The 14,853-nt window shown below is 66.7% G+C and carries 16 protein-coding genes and 2 tRNA genes; 6 read left to right on the top strand and 12 right to left on the bottom strand.

Annotated elements, in window-relative coordinates; translation table 11 throughout:
• Nucleotides 1–148: 148 nt before the first annotated feature.
• The gene (locus OG976_RS12005) at nucleotides 149–1,219 is read left to right on the top strand and encodes an LLM class flavin-dependent oxidoreductase (protein WP_328362302.1); all 1,071 of its coding nucleotides are present in this window, start codon (nucleotides 149–151) and stop codon (nucleotides 1,217–1,219) included.
• Nucleotides 1,216–1,971 carry a DUF1684 domain-containing protein gene (locus OG976_RS12000; RefSeq protein WP_328362299.1) on the top strand — a complete coding sequence of 252 codons (756 nt, stop codon included), beginning with the start codon at nucleotides 1,216–1,218 and terminating at the stop codon, nucleotides 1,969–1,971. The genes OG976_RS12005 and OG976_RS12000 overlap by 4 nt, the downstream gene beginning before the upstream one ends.
• On the opposite strand, the gene OG976_RS11995 is transcribed toward OG976_RS12000, so the two are convergent.
• Nucleotides 1,968–3,854: a family 2A encapsulin nanocompartment cargo protein cysteine desulfurase gene (locus OG976_RS11995; protein ID WP_328362296.1), complete on the bottom strand. Its 1,887-nt coding sequence runs from the start codon at nucleotides 3,852–3,854 to the stop codon at nucleotides 1,968–1,970. The two genes, OG976_RS12000 and OG976_RS11995, sit on opposite strands and share 4 nt — an antisense overlap.
• On the bottom strand, nucleotides 3,841–4,767 hold the full coding sequence (locus OG976_RS11990; protein WP_328362293.1) for a family 2A encapsulin nanocompartment shell protein: 927 nt from the start codon (nucleotides 4,765–4,767) through the stop codon (nucleotides 3,841–3,843). Before OG976_RS11990 ends, OG976_RS11995 begins: the two co-directional genes overlap by 14 nt.
• A 288-nt stretch (nucleotides 4,768–5,055) precedes the next feature.
• Between OG976_RS11990 and OG976_RS11985 the strand changes: the two genes are divergently transcribed.
• Complete coding sequence (locus OG976_RS11985; protein ID WP_328362290.1) at nucleotides 5,056–6,330, top strand: TQXA domain-containing protein; 1,275 nt, start codon at nucleotides 5,056–5,058, stop codon at nucleotides 6,328–6,330.
• 31 nt (nucleotides 6,331–6,361) lie between these two features.
• A complete protein-coding gene (locus OG976_RS11980) occupies nucleotides 6,362–6,946 on the top strand; it encodes a TIGR03086 family metal-binding protein (RefSeq protein WP_328362287.1) in 585 nt (194 codons plus the stop codon).
• Here OG976_RS11980 and hisC read toward each other — a convergent pair.
• Nucleotides 6,939–8,009, bottom strand: coding sequence for a histidinol-phosphate transaminase (hisC, locus tag OG976_RS11975; protein WP_328362284.1), 1,071 nt, complete (start codon nucleotides 8,007–8,009; stop codon nucleotides 6,939–6,941). The genes OG976_RS11980 and hisC overlap by 8 nt on opposite strands.
• A gap of 117 nt (nucleotides 8,010–8,126) precedes the next feature.
• On the opposite strand from hisC, the gene OG976_RS11970 reads away from it, so the two are divergent.
• Nucleotides 8,127–8,215: transfer RNA gene (locus OG976_RS11970), tRNA-Ser, on the top strand.
• 40 nt (nucleotides 8,216–8,255) lie between these two features.
• Nucleotides 8,256–8,328 (top strand) — tRNA-Arg (locus OG976_RS11965).
• On the opposite strand, the gene OG976_RS11960 is transcribed toward OG976_RS11965, so the two are convergent.
• The 9 genes from OG976_RS11960 to OG976_RS11920 form a co-directional block, all read right to left on the bottom strand.
• Nucleotides 8,302–8,622, bottom strand: coding sequence for a hypothetical protein (locus OG976_RS11960; RefSeq protein ID WP_328362281.1), 321 nt, complete (start codon nucleotides 8,620–8,622; stop codon nucleotides 8,302–8,304). The genes OG976_RS11965 and OG976_RS11960 overlap by 27 nt on opposite strands.
• 221 nt (nucleotides 8,623–8,843) lie before the next feature.
• Entirely contained in the window at nucleotides 8,844–9,134 is a 291-nt protein-coding gene (locus OG976_RS11955; protein WP_328362278.1) for a hypothetical protein, read from the bottom strand.
• 75 nt (nucleotides 9,135–9,209) lie between these two features.
• A complete protein-coding gene (locus tag OG976_RS11950) occupies nucleotides 9,210–9,464 on the bottom strand; it encodes a hypothetical protein (RefSeq protein WP_328362275.1) in 255 nt (84 codons plus the stop codon).
• 139 nt (nucleotides 9,465–9,603) lie between these two features.
• Nucleotides 9,604–10,365, bottom strand: coding sequence for an SDR family NAD(P)-dependent oxidoreductase (locus OG976_RS11945; RefSeq protein WP_328362272.1), 762 nt, complete (start codon nucleotides 10,363–10,365; stop codon nucleotides 9,604–9,606).
• A complete protein-coding gene (locus OG976_RS11940) occupies nucleotides 10,362–11,543 on the bottom strand; it encodes an acyl-CoA dehydrogenase family protein (protein ID WP_328362269.1) in 1,182 nt (393 codons plus the stop codon). The genes OG976_RS11945 and OG976_RS11940 overlap by 4 nt, the downstream gene beginning before the upstream one ends.
• Entirely contained in the window at nucleotides 11,540–12,538 is a 999-nt protein-coding gene (locus OG976_RS11935) for a phosphotransferase family protein (RefSeq protein ID WP_328363472.1), read from the bottom strand. The genes OG976_RS11940 and OG976_RS11935 overlap by 4 nt, the downstream gene beginning before the upstream one ends.
• 40 nt (nucleotides 12,539–12,578) lie before the next feature.
• A complete protein-coding gene (locus tag OG976_RS11930) occupies nucleotides 12,579–13,898 on the bottom strand; it encodes a threonine/serine ThrE exporter family protein (protein WP_328362267.1) in 1,320 nt (439 codons plus the stop codon).
• Nucleotides 13,895–14,266 carry a DUF1622 domain-containing protein gene (locus OG976_RS11925; protein ID WP_328362265.1) on the bottom strand — a complete coding sequence of 124 codons (372 nt, stop codon included), beginning with the start codon at nucleotides 14,264–14,266 and terminating at the stop codon, nucleotides 13,895–13,897. Before OG976_RS11925 ends, OG976_RS11930 begins: the two co-directional genes overlap by 4 nt.
• Nucleotides 14,267–14,291: 25 nt before the next feature.
• Complete coding sequence (locus tag OG976_RS11920) at nucleotides 14,292–14,783, bottom strand: hypothetical protein (protein ID WP_328362263.1); 492 nt, start codon at nucleotides 14,781–14,783, stop codon at nucleotides 14,292–14,294.
• Nucleotides 14,784–14,853: the final 70 nt, after the last annotated feature.

The raw sequence follows: 14,853 nt of genomic DNA, 5'->3' as shown, positions 1-14,853 counted from the left end.
CCAATGGCGTCGAACTGGCACTGTGACCGCAATCATGGTCGGCGAAGCCCGCTGGCCCGAGGTATCGGATCGTTGTGAATCTGGACCATACAATCTGCCCGACTCCAACCCTGGTGCGTACCAGTCGGGTCCACTTCATTGAGGCATCGTGAAGTTCCTTCTCCTCACTCTGATCGCCCATCAACAGGACCCTGTGTCGGGTGAGAAGAAGAGCCCTGCCGAGCGGCTCAACGAGGTCATCGAATCAGCGGTGCTCGCCGAGGAACTCGGGTTCGACGGCTTCGCCGTGGGCGAGCGGCACGAGGACCCGTTCATCTCCTCCTCGCCGCCCGTGGTGCTGAGCAACATCGCCGCCCGGACATCGACGATCGGTCTGTTCACGGCGGTGACCACGCTGAGTCTGCTCGACCCGGTCCGCGCCTTCGAGGACTACTCCACGCTCGACAACCTGTCCGGCGGCCGTCTGGAGCTGATCATCGGCAAGGGCAACGGCACCGCGCAGGCCGATCTGTTTCACGTGACCCCCACCGACCAGTGGGATCGCAATCGTGAAGGCTACGAGCTCTTCCGCCTGCTCTGGGAGCGCGAACTGGTGACGTGGTCCGGCCAGTTCCGCCCGCCTCTCGTCGACGCCAAGGCGCTGCCCCGGCCGCTGCAGCCCCACCTCCGCATCTGGCACGGAAGCGCCACGAGCACAGAGTCCGTCGATCTCGCCGCCCGACACGGCGACCCATTGTTCTCGGCCAACGTGACCTTCCCCATCGAGCCCTACGCCGAGCTGGTCCGGCACTACCGGCAGCGCTGGGAGTCCTACGGCCATCGTCCCGAGGACGCGCTCGTCGGTGCCGGAACCGCGGGCTTCCACATCGCGCCTACGTCACAGCAGGCGATAGAGGAGTATCGGCCTGTCTTCCAGACCCGGCTGGAGTTTCACCGCCGGGCCGGGCTTCCGGTGGTCTTCGAGTCCATCGACGACTTCGTCGAGCGCAGTTCGGCTTTGATCGGCAGCCCGCAGCAGGTGATCGACAAGGTGGGCCGCTATCACGAACAGCTCGGCCATGAGGTCATCCACCTCAGTGCCGACACCGACGGTGGCTCCGCCGCCCAGAGGCGCCGTAGCCTGGAGCTGTTCCAGTCGGAGGTGGCGCCGGTGCTGCGAGATTTCATCCCGAGCAGGCCACTGAGTGCCCAGTCGAGACTGAAAGGGGCTCCGCTGTGAGTAGTCCGGAGGATTTCGCCGCGTCCTGGAAAGGGTGGCACACCGAACGAGAGCGCTACTTCGGCGATCCGCTCGGCTGGGTGAGTATCACCGGGTTGCACTGGCTCACCGACGAATTCGAGACGATCGATGACCTTCCCGGCCGCTGGCGGGCCGACACCGAGGCGGCCTACGTCGAGGGAATCGCGGGTCTCGACAGGCTCGAACCGGTGGAGGGCGCGCCGGGGTTGATCGTCGAGGACGGTGATCGGCGCATCGAGGTGATCCGCCGGACCGGCTCGGTGGCCCTGCGGGTGCACGACCCCAAGGCGCCATACCTGCTGTCCTACAACGGTATTCCCGCGTACCCGCCGAGCGGCGGCTGGGTGGTGCCGGGCCGGTTCACCCCGTACACGCAGCCCACCACCGTGACCACCGGTGCTGTCGTGGAAGGACTGGAGCACCACCACAGCGCCGTCGGCGTCGTCGACTTCGAGTTGTCGGGCGCCGGGCAGCAACTCGTCGCCTTCGCCGGCGCGCAGGGCGGCCTGCACGTGCTGTTCACCGATGCCACCAGTGGCGTGACGACATACCCTGCCGCCAGGTCGCTGGCGATCGCCGCACCCGACCCCGACGGTGCGGTGACACTCGACTTCAACCGAGCATCGAACCTGCCGTGCGCGTTCACCGACTACGCGACCTGCCCGGTGGCACCCGCGCAGAACAAGCTCACCGTCGCCGTCGAGGCAGGCGAAAAGACGCCCCGGCGCTAACCCGTGTTCGACCCGCCTTCGGCGATGCGTCGTACGGCGTCGATGAACACGTCGATTTCGTCGTAGGTGTTGTAGAACGCGAAGGACGGCCGCACGGTGGTTTCGACTCCCATGCGCCGCAGGATGGGTTGTGCGCAGTGGTGTCCGGCGCGTACGGCGATGCCTTCGGCGTTGAGGGCTTTGCCGATTTCGATCGGGTCGTGGCCGGCCAGGACGAAGGACAGCACGCTGGCTTTTTCATCGGCGGTGCCGATCAGGCGTACGCCGGGGATGGCGGCCAGCCGCGGGGTGGCGTAGTCCAGTAGTGCGTGTTCGTAGGCTGCGATCCGGTCGATGCCGACTTTCTCGACGTAGCGCAGCGCTTCCCCCAATCCGACGGCGTCGGCGATGTTGCCGGTGCCGGCTTCGAATTTGTTGGGCAGGCCTTGGTAGATCGAGCGTTCGATGGTGACGTCGGCGATCATGTTGCCCCCGCCCTGCCACGGCGGTGTCTCGGCCAGTGCTTCTTCGGTGCCGTAGAGCACCCCGATGCCGGTGGGGCCGAAGATCTTATGTCCGGAGAACACCAGGAAGTCCGCACCGGTCTCGGAGACGTCGATCGGGATGTGCGGCACGGATTGGGCGGCGTCGATGAGCACCCGGGCGCCGTAGCGGTGGCCGAGTTCGACGATCTTCTCCACCGGGGTCACGGTGCCCAGGGCGTTGGAGACCTGGGTGGCTGAGACCAGTTTGGTGCGGGGGCCGAGCAGGTCTTCGAATTCGCTGAGCAGCAGGTTTCCGGCGTCGTCGACGGGGGCGACTTTGAGGATCGCGCCGGTCTGTTTGGCGATCATCTGCCAGGGAACGATATTGGCGTGGTGCTCGAGGTTGGTGATGACGATCTCGTCGCCGGGCTTGAGGTGCTTGCCGCCCCAGGCTTTGGCCACCAGGTTGATGGCTTCGGTGGTGCCGCGCACGAAGATGATCTGCTCGGATTTCGGTGCGCCGATGAAGCGGCGCACGGTGTCGCGGGCTTCTTCGTAGGCGTCGGTGGCGCGGGCGGCCAGTTCGTGGGCGGCGCGGTGGATGTTGGAGTTTTCGTGGGCGTAGAAGTAGGCCAGGCGGTCGATGACGGCTTGGGGTTTTTGGGTGGTGGCGGCGTTGTCGAACCAGATCAGTGGTTTGCCGTTGACCGTTTCGCGCAGGATCGGGAAGTCCGCGCGGATGGCGTGGACGTCGAAGATCTCGTGCTTGTCGGGGATCTGCGGCACCGGTTGGGTCAACCCGGGAACCGCCGAGGTGAAGTAGTAGTTCGCCTCGTCTCCGGTTGGGGCCGAAGCGGATTGGGGTGCCGACAGGAAACTGAGATCGGGAATCCCGGGGACTTCATGCAGAAAACCGGGAACGGACCCGCGCGGCGCCACCGGCGCGGTCGGGGTGGCACCGGCCAACACCCCCGGCACCGTCGGAACGATGCCGTCGGGCACGGCGAACTCCTCCAGGTGCGGCGGGGCGTAGACATCGGCCACGCCCGAGGCGGCGTGACCCGCCGACGGTGCGGTGGTCAGGTCCGGTGCAGTACCGCGCGGTGCCACCGGAACGGTTCCCGGCGGAACCGGTTCCGGCCCAGGTGAACTCGGCGGCGGCAACGTCACACTCGGAGCTTCGAGGAACACCGCAGGCGGCGAGAAGGGAACCCCACCCGCCGCGGCCGAGGCGTAGGACGCCGCGGCTGTGGTGTCGGGAACCGACCCGCGGGGTGCCGGCGGCACCGTTTGCGGCGGTGAATCGTTGCCGGGCCGGATGCTGGCCGCGAGCAATTGTGTTGCCATGGCGGCCAGTTCGGCCTCGCTGATCGGGAGGCCGCCTTCGGCGGCTACCGATCGATACTCACTTGTACTCATGGTATTGGTCCACCGCCGCGCCTTCGAGCACTGCCAGCGCGTCATCGGTGAGCACGGCCAGCGAGGAGTACAGCGTCACCAGGTAGGAGGCGATACCGGAGCGGTCGATGCCGGTGAAACGCACCGACAGACCCGGGGCCTGCTCACCGACCAGACCCGGCTGGAACAGCCCGACCACGCCTTGGCGTTCCTCACCGGTGCGCACCAGGATGAACTTGGTCTTGCCCTTCTCCACCGGCACCTTGTCACTGGGGATGATCGGGATCCCGCGCCAGGTGATGAACTGCGCACCGAACAGGTTGACCACCACCGGGGGCACCCCACGCCAGGTGGCCTCGCGGCCGAAGGCTGCGACGCCGAGTGGGTGGGTCAAGATGAACGCCGGGGTCTTCCACACCTTGGTCAGCAGCGCATCGAGATCATCGGGGGTCGGGGCGCCCTTGATGGTCTTGATCGTCTGCTCCGGGGTGACCTGGGACAGCAACCCGTACTCGGGGTTGTTGATCAGCTCGGATTCCTGGCGTTCCTTGATCGTCTCGATCGTCAGCCGCAGCTGCTGGGTGATCTGATCGTGCGGGCTGGAATACAGATCCGAGACCCGGGTGTGCACGTCGAGCAGCGTGGAGATGGCCCGCAACGTGATCTCGCGCGGGCTGGTCTGGTAGTCGACATAGGTCTGAGGCAGCGGGTCTTCGATGTTCTCCCCGCCGACCTCGGCATGGATCGCTACCCGGTCGGGATTGACCACCCGGTTGACCCGGTAGATACCGGCCTCGACCGGCACCCAGCTCAACAGATGCAGCAAAAACCGCGGAGTAATGGTCTCCAACTGCGGGACCGTCTTGGTCGCGTTCGCGAGTTGCCGCGCGGCAAGCGCACCAAGCGCCTGAGACTCATTCTGGGCTGACGTCATTGTGGTTCCTCCCGACTAATGGACGCCCCAATGATGGTGCCTGCAGCTGGGAGTTGCACAGGTTTGAACATCAGCGTGATGCGAACCCCCATGTGGTTTGGCCCGCACATCGCGTATGGTATGGGGCATGCAACAGCACGCTCCGCTGCGCTTTGTCTCCACGCGCTGCCTTGACGTGCACTTCTGTTGTTGTTGTTGATTCTTCTGACGCCGTAAATCCCTGCGCTCAGCCCGCCGCCTTTTGGCGCGTTGATCTGCGCTGTCGACGTATCCAGAGAGATCAACCCGATGACAACTTTCGCTGTCCCAGCCCCCGCTGTCGCGCCGGTCGCCGTCCGGCGCCGGGTGAGCCCGACACCGTCCGTCGATCTGTCGCGGATGACCCGGTACCGCCCGGGCACCTACTCGCACACCGTCGACACCATTCTGTTCACCGACGGCACGTCGGCGCGCACCGACCTGATCCGGCTCAACCCGAACATCGAGGCCTACTCCCTGGACTTCGCCGGTGTCTCACCGAGCAGACCGTCGCGCTACCGCGCCGATACCTGGTCGGCGGTGCCGCACCTGCAAGCCCGCGCCCACGAGGCCGAGGTTGACTGGATTCTGCGTAACTCCTTCCCGACGCTGTCGACCACTGAGATCAGCCGCCGGCTCCGCGCCGCGGGCTACCCGCTCGGCACCCGCAACATCGCCGAGCACGAGGCCATCGCCGGCACCCAGGCCGCCATCTGGCGGCTGACCAACGGACTCGAACTCGACGATCGTCCGCTCAACATCCCGGCTCGCGTCCTGCACACCAGTGACTCGGTGCGCGTCGAGTTCGACGGTGAGCGGCAACTGGCCGGCTATAGCGCGATGGTCTCGTCGAGCACCGAATCGGTTCTGACACTGCAGAAGTCGGCCGACGCGGTGGCCTGGGAGGATGTGCCAACCTCGCACCTGAGGGTGACTGAGGGTGTCGGCCTGATCAGCAAGACGCTCGGTGTCGGCAGCACGATTTCCGACAACCGCACCAACCGCGGCGGCCAGGGTTTCCGGCATTACCGGCTGCTCATCGACGGGGACGCCACCGTCAGCGACGTGAGCTTCGAACTTCACGGTTCGCGCACCTACCGCAACGCCGAGCCCGTCGTGCACCTCTATGACTACCTGCTCTCCGGGGCCCGCTCGGCAGCCCGGCAGACGGTGACCCCGTCGCTGCTGGCCTCGTCCGCCGCCGTCGATGGTGCGGTAGTGGGCCCGTTCCGATTGGCCGCCACCGACGCCGCTGCGGTCCGGGTGTCCGACGGTCATACCGTGGTCGACGCCGACGGCGCTGCTGTAATCCAGCCCCTGGAGCCCGGTGCCGAGTTCTATCTGAGGGTGCTCCCCGGTTCGTCGGGGGCGACCCTCACCATCGAGGTTCCCGGCCGGGCGGGCGGATTCGGTGGCCGGGTGATCACGGGCGTGGCCCGTGACGAGGTGGCCGGTGGGTACACGCCCCTGGCTTTGGCCGTCCCTGCCCAGTTGGTGGTCGAGTTCGACGTCGAGTGGGCAGCGGCGGTCGCAACCGCTCTGTAGCGCTGTCGGTGGGCCGTCGTACGGTGGGCTCATGGGCGACGAATTCACCGCAGGACCCGAAGCTGCACCGACCGATGAACTGGCTAGCGCCGAAGCGACGCTGAAAGTGCTCCAGCAGGCGGTACACCGCATCGCCACCGACGACCTCTCCAAACAGACCCCGTGCCGCACGTTCGATGTCGCCGGTCTCACCGACCACGTCCTGAACTCCATCACGTTGCTCGGCCAGGCCGCCGGGGCCGAGATCCCCGACCGTGACACCAACGACTCCGTGGAACGCCAGATCATCGCCGCCGCCCGTCCTGCACTGGACGCGTGGCATCGGCGCGGGCTGGACGGGACGGTTCCCTTCGGTGCGGGTGAGGCGCCCGCGGGCTTCATGGCGAGCATTCTGTCGCTCGAGTTCCTGGTCCACGCTTGGGATTACGCGGCCGCCACCGGTCAGCCGGTTCATGTCTCCGACTCGCTGGTCGACTACGTCTCGGGCCTGGTGCATCGCATCATCACCCCGGAGGGCCGGGTGCGGGCCGGCTTCGACGATCCCGTCGAGGTATCCGCCGACGCGTCGGCGCTGGACCGGCTGATCGCATTCACCGGCCGGGTGCCGGTCAGCTGACGGTCTTGATCCAGTCGGCGGCGAAGGCCAAGAAGGTGTCGTTCTCTTCGGGCGCGCCGATCGTCACCCGCACGCCGTCGGTGCCGTAGGGGCGGACCAGCACGCGGGCGTTGGCGGCCTGCTCGACGAAGTCCAGCGTGTGCTCGGCCAGTGGCAGCCACACGAAGTTGGCTTGGGTGGGCGGGAACGAATAGCCCAGATCGGCCAGCGCCGCGGTGACCCGGCGGCGTTCGGCGACGACGGCGTCGGTGCGGGCCATCAACTCGTCGGCCGCGTGCACCGAGGCGATCGCCGCGGCCTGCGACACCGTGGTGGCGGTGAACGGCACGTAGACCTTGCCCAGGGCGGTGATCACGTCAGGATCGCCGACCGCGTAGCCCACCCGCAGGCCGGCCAGGCCGTAGGCCTTGGAAAAAGTGCGTAGCACAACCACATTCGGGTGCGTTCGGGCCAGCCTCAGGCTGTCGGGGACCATGCCGTCGCGGATGTACTCGACGTAGGCCTCGTCGATGACGACAAGGATGTCCGACGGCACCGCGTCGACGAACCGGGCCAGCTCGTCGGGGTCGACGACCGTCGACGTGGGGTTGTTCGGGTTGCAGACGAAAATGAGCCGGGTGCGGTCGGTGATCGCGGCCAGCATGGCGTCCAGGTCGAAGGTGTGGTCGCGCAGCGGGATCTGGACCGGGGTGGCGCCGGCCACCCGCACTTGCAGCGGGTAGATCTCGAAGCTGCGCCAGCCGAAGACCACCTCGTCGCCGACGCTCGTGGTGATCTGGATGAGCTGCTGGCACAGGCTCACCGAGCCGCAGCCCACCGCGATGTTCTCGGGGGCGACGTCGACGTCCTTGCTCAAGTGCTTGGCCAGCTCGTCCTTGAGTTCGATGTAGCCGTTGTCGGGGTAGCGGTTGATGGTCTCGGCGGCGACCGCGATGGCCTCCCGGACGCTGGGCAGCGGGCCGTGCACGGTTTCGTTGCTGGCCAGCTTGATCGCACCCGGCACGGTCTTGCCCGGTGTGTAGGCCGGAATATCAGCCAGTTCGGGGCGCAGGCGAGCGGTCACGTGCCCAAGTCTAGGGGCCTGGCAGAACCGCTTTGCCATCGGTTATCCGGCCTGTGTACTCTCATCCATCGGCGGTTCTGGGGCTGCAGTATGGCTCCGGTACGCTGAGGAAGTTCAGGAGGCGTGCCAGAGCGGCCGAATGGGACTCACTGCTAATGAGTTGTCCCCCTTAAAGGGGACCGGAGGTTCAAATCCTCTCGCCTCCGCCGCGGCTGACTCGTCAGCCGAGAACAACTGAATACGAAGGCGCCCGTAGCTCAACGGATAGAGCATCTGACTACGGATCAGAAGGTTAGGGGTTCGAATCCCTTCGGGCGCACTCAACATCATCATCGGGCCTGTCGTCCTGCTTGCTTGACATTCCCTCCTGGCGATTCCGTGTTTCTACTCGCTCCGGTGGCGGATACTCGCGGTTGAACCGGTCGACAATTTCTTTTTGGCGCTCGGACTCCCGCTTCCATGCCGCGCGCACTCGACTGCCAGCAGCGGCCACGATGGCGACGCTGAGGATGGCGCTGGCGGCCCACGCCGCCCACGACCGTTCTGGTATGGCCAACCCAATCACCATGACGAGGGCCAGCGCGGTTCCGAAGTAAAGCCAGAAGCGTTTCATGCAACGGCGGCCATCATCGCGGCGCGCATCTCGTCATCCCACACCGTGCTGGGCGCCGCGCCGCCACCCCGATGGGATCGGTTTGGCAACGCACGTGTTCATGATGGCAAACCGTAGACCTGAGGTTGCGACCGCAAGTATGTTTTCTGGGAAATTCCCATACCGTCGTATTGTCTACTCGACGTGGGGAGGTTCCCGCACGACGATGCCACCGGTCGGCGTTAGTACGCTCCGGCGTTCTCGCCCATATCGGTGTACTGCGGGACCTGCGGCTGCGGCACATTTCCGGTGCCGCCGGCGTTCTCGCCCTCTTTCCAGTACAGATCGTCGGTGGGCAGGGGAGCCGGCCCGGTGCCCTGGGCGTTCTCGTTGGCGTCCCAGTAGTACGGCTCATTGGGATCGGGCCACAAAAGGCCGCTGCCGGAGTCGTCGGCCGACGCCGTCGCCGCCGGGGCCAGGAGAATCCCGGCCGCCGCTACGAGGACCAGACCCATAGTTCGCGCACACACCATGAGGACAATGGTGGCCGACAAATCCCCTCTGCGGCTGCTTTCAGGTAAACGGCGTCTGAACGCTGCCCCGTGGCCCTAAGAGCGGTTCGCGGCGGGCACGGGGGGTTCGGTCACCCGGACGCGGGTCGCACGCAATCGTCGGACGAGGTAGCGCAGCGCCTGCAGTTGGACCACACCCACCACGATGACAGGCCACAGCGCGCCCGCCACCAGTGCGGCTGCTGCTCGGACCGCGTCACTGGGGGCGTCGAGGGACTGGAAGTGATAGCTCACGTGCCACGCGATGGCCGCTACGAGAATCGCCGCTACGAGGTACAGCGCAATCCACACCGGACTACACCTCCTCGGCTCGCGAGTAGCTAACCCGTTCAGCGTTGCAGACCTGTCTGTGGCCTTTCTGACCACACGCCGTGAAAAGTCTGAGAGGTACCCGATTGGTGCCGAGTCTTTACCGTTGCGTGACAATCACTTACGTGACTGTCAAGCCGCCGTCGACCACGATCGTCTGCCCGGCGACGTAACCGCCCGCCGGGGATGCCAGCCACACTGCCGTGGCTGCCAGCTCCACCGGATCACCGGTGCGTCCCAACAGGATTCGCGGCATCTGGCTGTCCAGATAACCCGGCTTGTACTCGTCGGTCATCTCGCTCTTGAAGAATCCGGGAGCCAGCGCGTTGACCCGAATTCCCTTGCGCGGTCCCCATTGCTGGGCCAGATCACGAGTCAGGCCGATCACCCCGGCCTTCGAGGCGGCGTAGGCCGCCTGCGGCAGGCCGGCGGTGGTGATGCCCAGAATGCTGGCGATATTGACGATCGAGCTTCCGGGCTGCATCACCCGTCCGCACGCCTGCGCCATCCAGTAGGAACCGTTGAGGTTGACGTCGACGACCCTGCGGAAGTCGTCGGGCGCCTCCCGGGTGGCGGGCACGGCCGTGCCGACACCGGCGTTGTTGATCAGGACGTCGACGCGGCCGAACTCTGCGACGGCCGCATCGACCAGCTGCTGGCACTGATCGGGGTCGGCGACGTCGGTCTTGCGGGTGTAGGCCTTGCGGCCGGCGTCCTCAACCAGAGCCGCGGTCTGGGCCATCTGTTCGAGCCGTCGTGCGCCGAGCACCAGGTGCGCACCGGCCTGGGCGAACGCCTGGGCAAAGGACACCCCGAGACCGGAGGACGCGCCGGTGACGATGACGACCTTGTCGTCGAGGCGGAACAAGTCCAGGACGCTCATGACGACGGGGTCCTCAGCACCTGGCGGGCGATCGCGTACTTGTGCACCTCGGTCGGACCGTCGTAGAGCCGGAAGGCGCGCATGTCGGAGAAGATCATCCCGACGGGCGTCTCGTCGGAAATTCCCATCCCGCCGAGAACCTGCACGCAGCGGTCGGCCACCTTGAAAAGCTCTTCGGATACATAGGCTTTCACCATCGAGCTCTCGTGGCGGCCCTTGGCGCCGGTGTCCAGCGCCCAGCACGCCCACCAGATCGCCAGGCGGCACTGCTGCAGCGCGATCTCGTTGTCGGCGAGCATGAAGCCCACGCCCTGGTGCTCGCCGAGCGGCTTGCCGAAGCCGGTGCGGGTACGGGCGTGCTCGACCGCGATGGAATGAGCACGCGTCGCCGCGCCGAGCCAGCGCATGCAGTGCGTCAACCGGGCCGGGGTCAATCGCAGCTGGGCGTACCGCAGGGCCTGGCCCACCTCGCCGAGGACCGCCGAGGCAGGCAGGCGCAGGTCGTTGAACTGCACCACGCCGTGGCCTTCGACGTAGTTGCGGTCCATCGTGTCCATGACCCGCTCGAGTTCGATGCCGGGGGTCTGCCCGTCGCAGAGGAACAGGGTGGGCCCGTCGGCGCCGTGCGAATTCGGTGCGACGCGGGCCATGATGATCCACGTCCGTGCGCCGTTGGCCCCGGTGATTAGCCATTTGCGGCCGTTGATCACGTAGTCGGTGCCGTCGAAGATCGCCTCGGTGGCCAGCTGGCCGGGATCCGAACCGGCACCGCCTGGTTCGGTCATCGCGAACACCGACCGCTGGCGCCCGTCGATGACCGGCAGCAGGAACGTCTCGACCTGCTCGTCATTGGCGATCTTGGACAGCACGAACATGTTGCCCTCGTCGGGTGCCGCGCAGTTCAGTGCCACCGGTCCCAGAGTCGACCAGCCGGCCGCCTCGAAGAGCACCGCCTGGTCGCGATGGGAGGGCTCCCGGCCGCCGAAGCGACGCGGTGCCTGGAAGGTGAGCAGCCCCGCCGCCCGGGCCAGTTCCACGAGCTCGGTCCGCAACTCCTCGTTGGGCCCGTGCCGAGTCAGCCGCGGGTCACGTTCGAAGGGCACGATCTTGTCGACGACGAAGGCTCGCACCTCGTCACGCAGTGCGGCCACGTCGGCCGGAATCTCGAAGTCGATCATCGTTGTCCCTCCATGATTGCCAGTGCCCGCTCGAACAGTCGCACGGTCGCGATGTGTAGGCGATCGCCAATTTCCTTGGGCGCCAAGCCTGCCGCCGCCCGAGCATTCGACCCTTCGAGAATGATGCCGAGTTTGAAGCAGGCCAGCACCGTGTACCAGTCGATGCCGGTCAGGTCCCGGGTGGTGTTGTGAGCGTATCGCTCGATCAGTTCGTCGGGAGTCGCCAGATCGCCGGTCTCCATGAGGACGTTGGTCAGCACGGAGTCGTGGCCGGGGGCGTACCAGGTCGCCAGCATCCAACCCAGGTCCAGCAGCGGGTCACCGATGGTGCACATCTCCCAGTCGACGATCGCGACCACGTCGGGCCCGGTAGGGGAGAACATCACATTGGCGGCGTGGTAGTCGCCGTGCATGATGCCCGGCTTCCACTGCGCGGGCTGATTCTGCTGCAACCAGGTGGCCACGGAATCGACGTTGCCGATCTCCGGACCGCTGTAGTTGTCGAAGCCGCTGTAGGACTCGAGCTCTGAAAGCCACCGTGGCACTTGGCGATCCAGGAATCCGTCGGCCTTGCCGAAGTCTGCCAGACCCACCGCGACGTGGTCCACCGCACCGAGTCTGGCCACCGCCTCGGCCATCGACAACCCCATCTCACGCCGGATGTCGGCGTCACCGGCGTGCAGTGCGGGCAGACCGGCGCCTGCGTTGAACCCGTCAACCGGCTCCATCAGATAGAACACCGCGTCGCCGAGAACCGAGGTGTCCTCGCAGACCGCGATCAGATGCGGGTGAGGCACGTCGCTGTCGGCCAGTGCGCTCAGCACCCGGGTCTCCCGCAGGATCACCTTGTTGCTGATCGGTCGCAGATGGCGGGGCCCGCGCCGGAAGACGTATTCGCGGCCGGATCGGCGGAATCGCAACATGACGTTCTGGGTACCGCCGACGATCTCGGTGACGTTCTCGATCGGCCCGTCGCCGAGGCCGTGTTCCGACATCCAGTCGGCTACTGCGGTCAGGTCGTCCACTCCGGTGAACCTACCGTACGGTTGGTTGGTCCAGCCCCTTCGGCCATGGCAGCCGGCTGTCGATGGTGTGAAACACGCTCCACCCGACCACCGTGCCCAGCGCGATCGACAGGATCGCGGCCCCGGTGGAGCCCAGGCTGGACACCCCGACATTGCCGCCCGAAGCCGCCTGGCTCACCGATTCGAAGCTCAGTGCGCCCGGCACCAGCGACCAGAACGCCGCGAGCATCATCACAACCGCCGGTGGTGCGGTCTTGATCCGCGCGGCCAGCATCGCGAACGGCACCACCAGGATGGCGCCGATGAATCCGGAGTGGGCTGCCGACATCACCTTGCCGGCCAATTCCTGCCCCACCAGGGCCACAGCGATCGCGGCGATCAGCCACAACAGCGATCCCCGCGGCGCGGACAGGTAGACGTAGAGACCGATGCCGACCACCACGATCGCCACGTAGAGCGACCACGGGCCCATCTGGGCCGACGGACTCTGCGGATAGACCTGGCCGGCGACCTGTATGCCCAGGGCCACGCCGAACACCAGCAAGGCCAACTGCGCCATTCCGTAGACCAGCCGACTGGCCCCCGAAATGATCTGGGAGGCAGCCAGTTCCATCGCACCGATGGTCAAGGCCATTCCGGGCAGCGTCGCCACCAACGGCGGGGCGATGACCCGCAGCAGCCCGTCGTGGGCGGTGTCGGCGACAAACCAGGTTGCCAGGACCGTGACGAGGGTGGCCGACAGCGTCGGCAGCATCGGGTTCAAGCCCGGAAACGGGCGCCCGAGTTGGACGATGGCGCCCACCACCAGACCGAGGAACAGATAGCCGGGAAGCGACGCCCACGTCGGATTGATCACCATGCCGAATCCCACTGTGGTGACGGCGTATCCGATTGTCGTGGCGATCGGCCCGTACCGGGGCTTGAGTGTGCGCGCCGCCTCGATCGACGCGACCGCATCGGCTGGGGTGATGGCGCCGACGGCGGCCAGGCTGGCGATGTCGTCGATGCGCCCGGCCATGTCGAGCTGCAGCGACGAGTGTGTCGACCCGTCGACCTGGTATCCGACGGTGCCCACCTGAATCATCAGCATGGTCGGCAGCACCACCACCCGAACCGGTTCGCTGGTGTACTGCGCGGCGATCTGCAGCAGACGGCCCTCGACCAGTTGGGTCGGCTGCTCGACCTCCACCAGTGCGATGCCGATCGCCCGCAGCATCGCCGCGACTTCGACCTGGTCGTGGGTATCCGGCGGCCCCAGCGGCTCCGGGGGAGTCTTGCGGATTGCGTCGAAGATCCGCGTCCGGCGGGCCCGGCGCGACTGCTTGCTCATCGTTTCGATGCCGCTGCTGCGGCGTCGTCCTGCTCCTGGCGGGATTTCTGCCACGGCCAATAGCCGGTGACCTCGAGCTGCAACGAGAAGCTCAGGAACGTCCGGATCAAGACGATGCCGCCGAGCACCGCGACGCTACGGGCGTCAGGGGTGACCGCCACCGTGCGGATGATGTCGGCGGCGACCAGGAACTCCAGGCCGAGCAGGATGCTGCGGCCGAGCTGCTCGCGGAACACCCGGTATGCGGTGCCGGTTTTGAGCCGGGGGATCGTGCCGGCGGCTGAGATCAGCGCACCGAGGGCGATGACGGCGACGCCGACCCCGTCGATCGTCTTGCCGACTGTCTCGATGACCTCGAAGAAGCTCACTGAAGGGATTATGGAGCGCCGACCCCTATCGAGCCGGTAGCACCGCCGTGGCGTTGGCCGTTCCGTTGGTGACAGTCGCCCGCACCGTGACCTGTTCGCCGCTCTGCACGGGCTGATGGGGTCGGCGGGTGTCGGCGTCGAGGACGTAGGAATGGGTGAATCCGTCCTGGCTGCGCACGGTGATCGCGGTGTCGGTGGCAGACGAGACGTCGCCGGTCTGGGTCAGCTCGGTGAGGTATCCGCCCTTGCCGTCGGAGACGACGGCCTCGCTGTGCAGGGTCCGGGTGTTCCCGCCGGGGAATCCCGGGCCGCCGGGCCCGCCCGGCTCCCAGCCGGCCGGCGGGCCCATCCGCCCGGGTCCGCCGTCGGTCGAGCCGCCACCGGCCGCGTGCACGACGAGTCCGCCGCCGACGGCCAGTGCGGCCGCGATACCCACCGCGGTCAGCGTCGTCCGGGTCGACCAGGCCGGCGGCCGTGCGGGCGCAGCGCCCCACACCTCGCGCTCTTCAACAGTCATGCCACCACGGTGTGCCGTGAACATGGGAAGCGGCTGTGGCCGCAATCGGTGGGTTCTGTGCGGTGCAGCT

Origin of the sequence: Mycobacterium sp. NBC_00419, assembly GCF_036023875.1 — a bacterium.
In the GTDB taxonomy this organism is placed as follows: Bacteria; Actinomycetota; Actinomycetes; order Mycobacteriales; family Mycobacteriaceae; genus Mycobacterium.
Note: the sequence above shows the minus strand (reverse complement) of the source record. Positions and strands in the feature narration are given on the sequence as shown.

Bases quoted from the DNA above. Each gene is read 5' to 3' on its own strand.
- OG976_RS11930 (WP_328362267.1), bottom strand. From the start codon at position 13,898: ATGAGCAAGCAGTCGCGCCGGGCCCGCCGGACGCGGATCTTCGACGCA.
- OG976_RS11955 (WP_328362278.1), bottom strand. From the start codon at position 9,134: ATGGTGTGTGCGCGAACTATGGGTCTGGTCCTCGTAGCGGCGGCCGGG.
- OG976_RS11920 (WP_328362263.1), bottom strand. From the start codon at position 14,783: ATGACTGTTGAAGAGCGCGAGGTGTGGGGCGCTGCGCCCGCACGGCCG.
- OG976_RS11980 (WP_328362287.1), top strand. From the start codon at position 6,362: ATGGGCGACGAATTCACCGCAGGACCCGAAGCTGCACCGACCGATGAA.
- OG976_RS11935 (WP_328363472.1), bottom strand. From the start codon at position 12,538: ATGTCGGAACACGGCCTCGGCGACGGGCCGATCGAGAACGTCACCGAG.
- OG976_RS11985 (WP_328362290.1), top strand. From the start codon at position 5,056: ATGACAACTTTCGCTGTCCCAGCCCCCGCTGTCGCGCCGGTCGCCGTC.
- OG976_RS11990 (WP_328362293.1), bottom strand. From the start codon at position 4,767: ATGACGTCAGCCCAGAATGAGTCTCAGGCGCTTGGTGCGCTTGCCGCG.
- OG976_RS11960 (WP_328362281.1), bottom strand. From the start codon at position 8,622: ATGAAACGCTTCTGGCTTTACTTCGGAACCGCGCTGGCCCTCGTCATG.
- OG976_RS11945 (WP_328362272.1), bottom strand. From the start codon at position 10,365: ATGAGCGTCCTGGACTTGTTCCGCCTCGACGACAAGGTCGTCATCGTC.
- OG976_RS11995 (WP_328362296.1), bottom strand. From the start codon at position 3,854: ATGAGTACAAGTGAGTATCGATCGGTAGCCGCCGAAGGCGGCCTCCCG.
- OG976_RS11940 (WP_328362269.1), bottom strand. From the start codon at position 11,543: ATGATCGACTTCGAGATTCCGGCCGACGTGGCCGCACTGCGTGACGAG.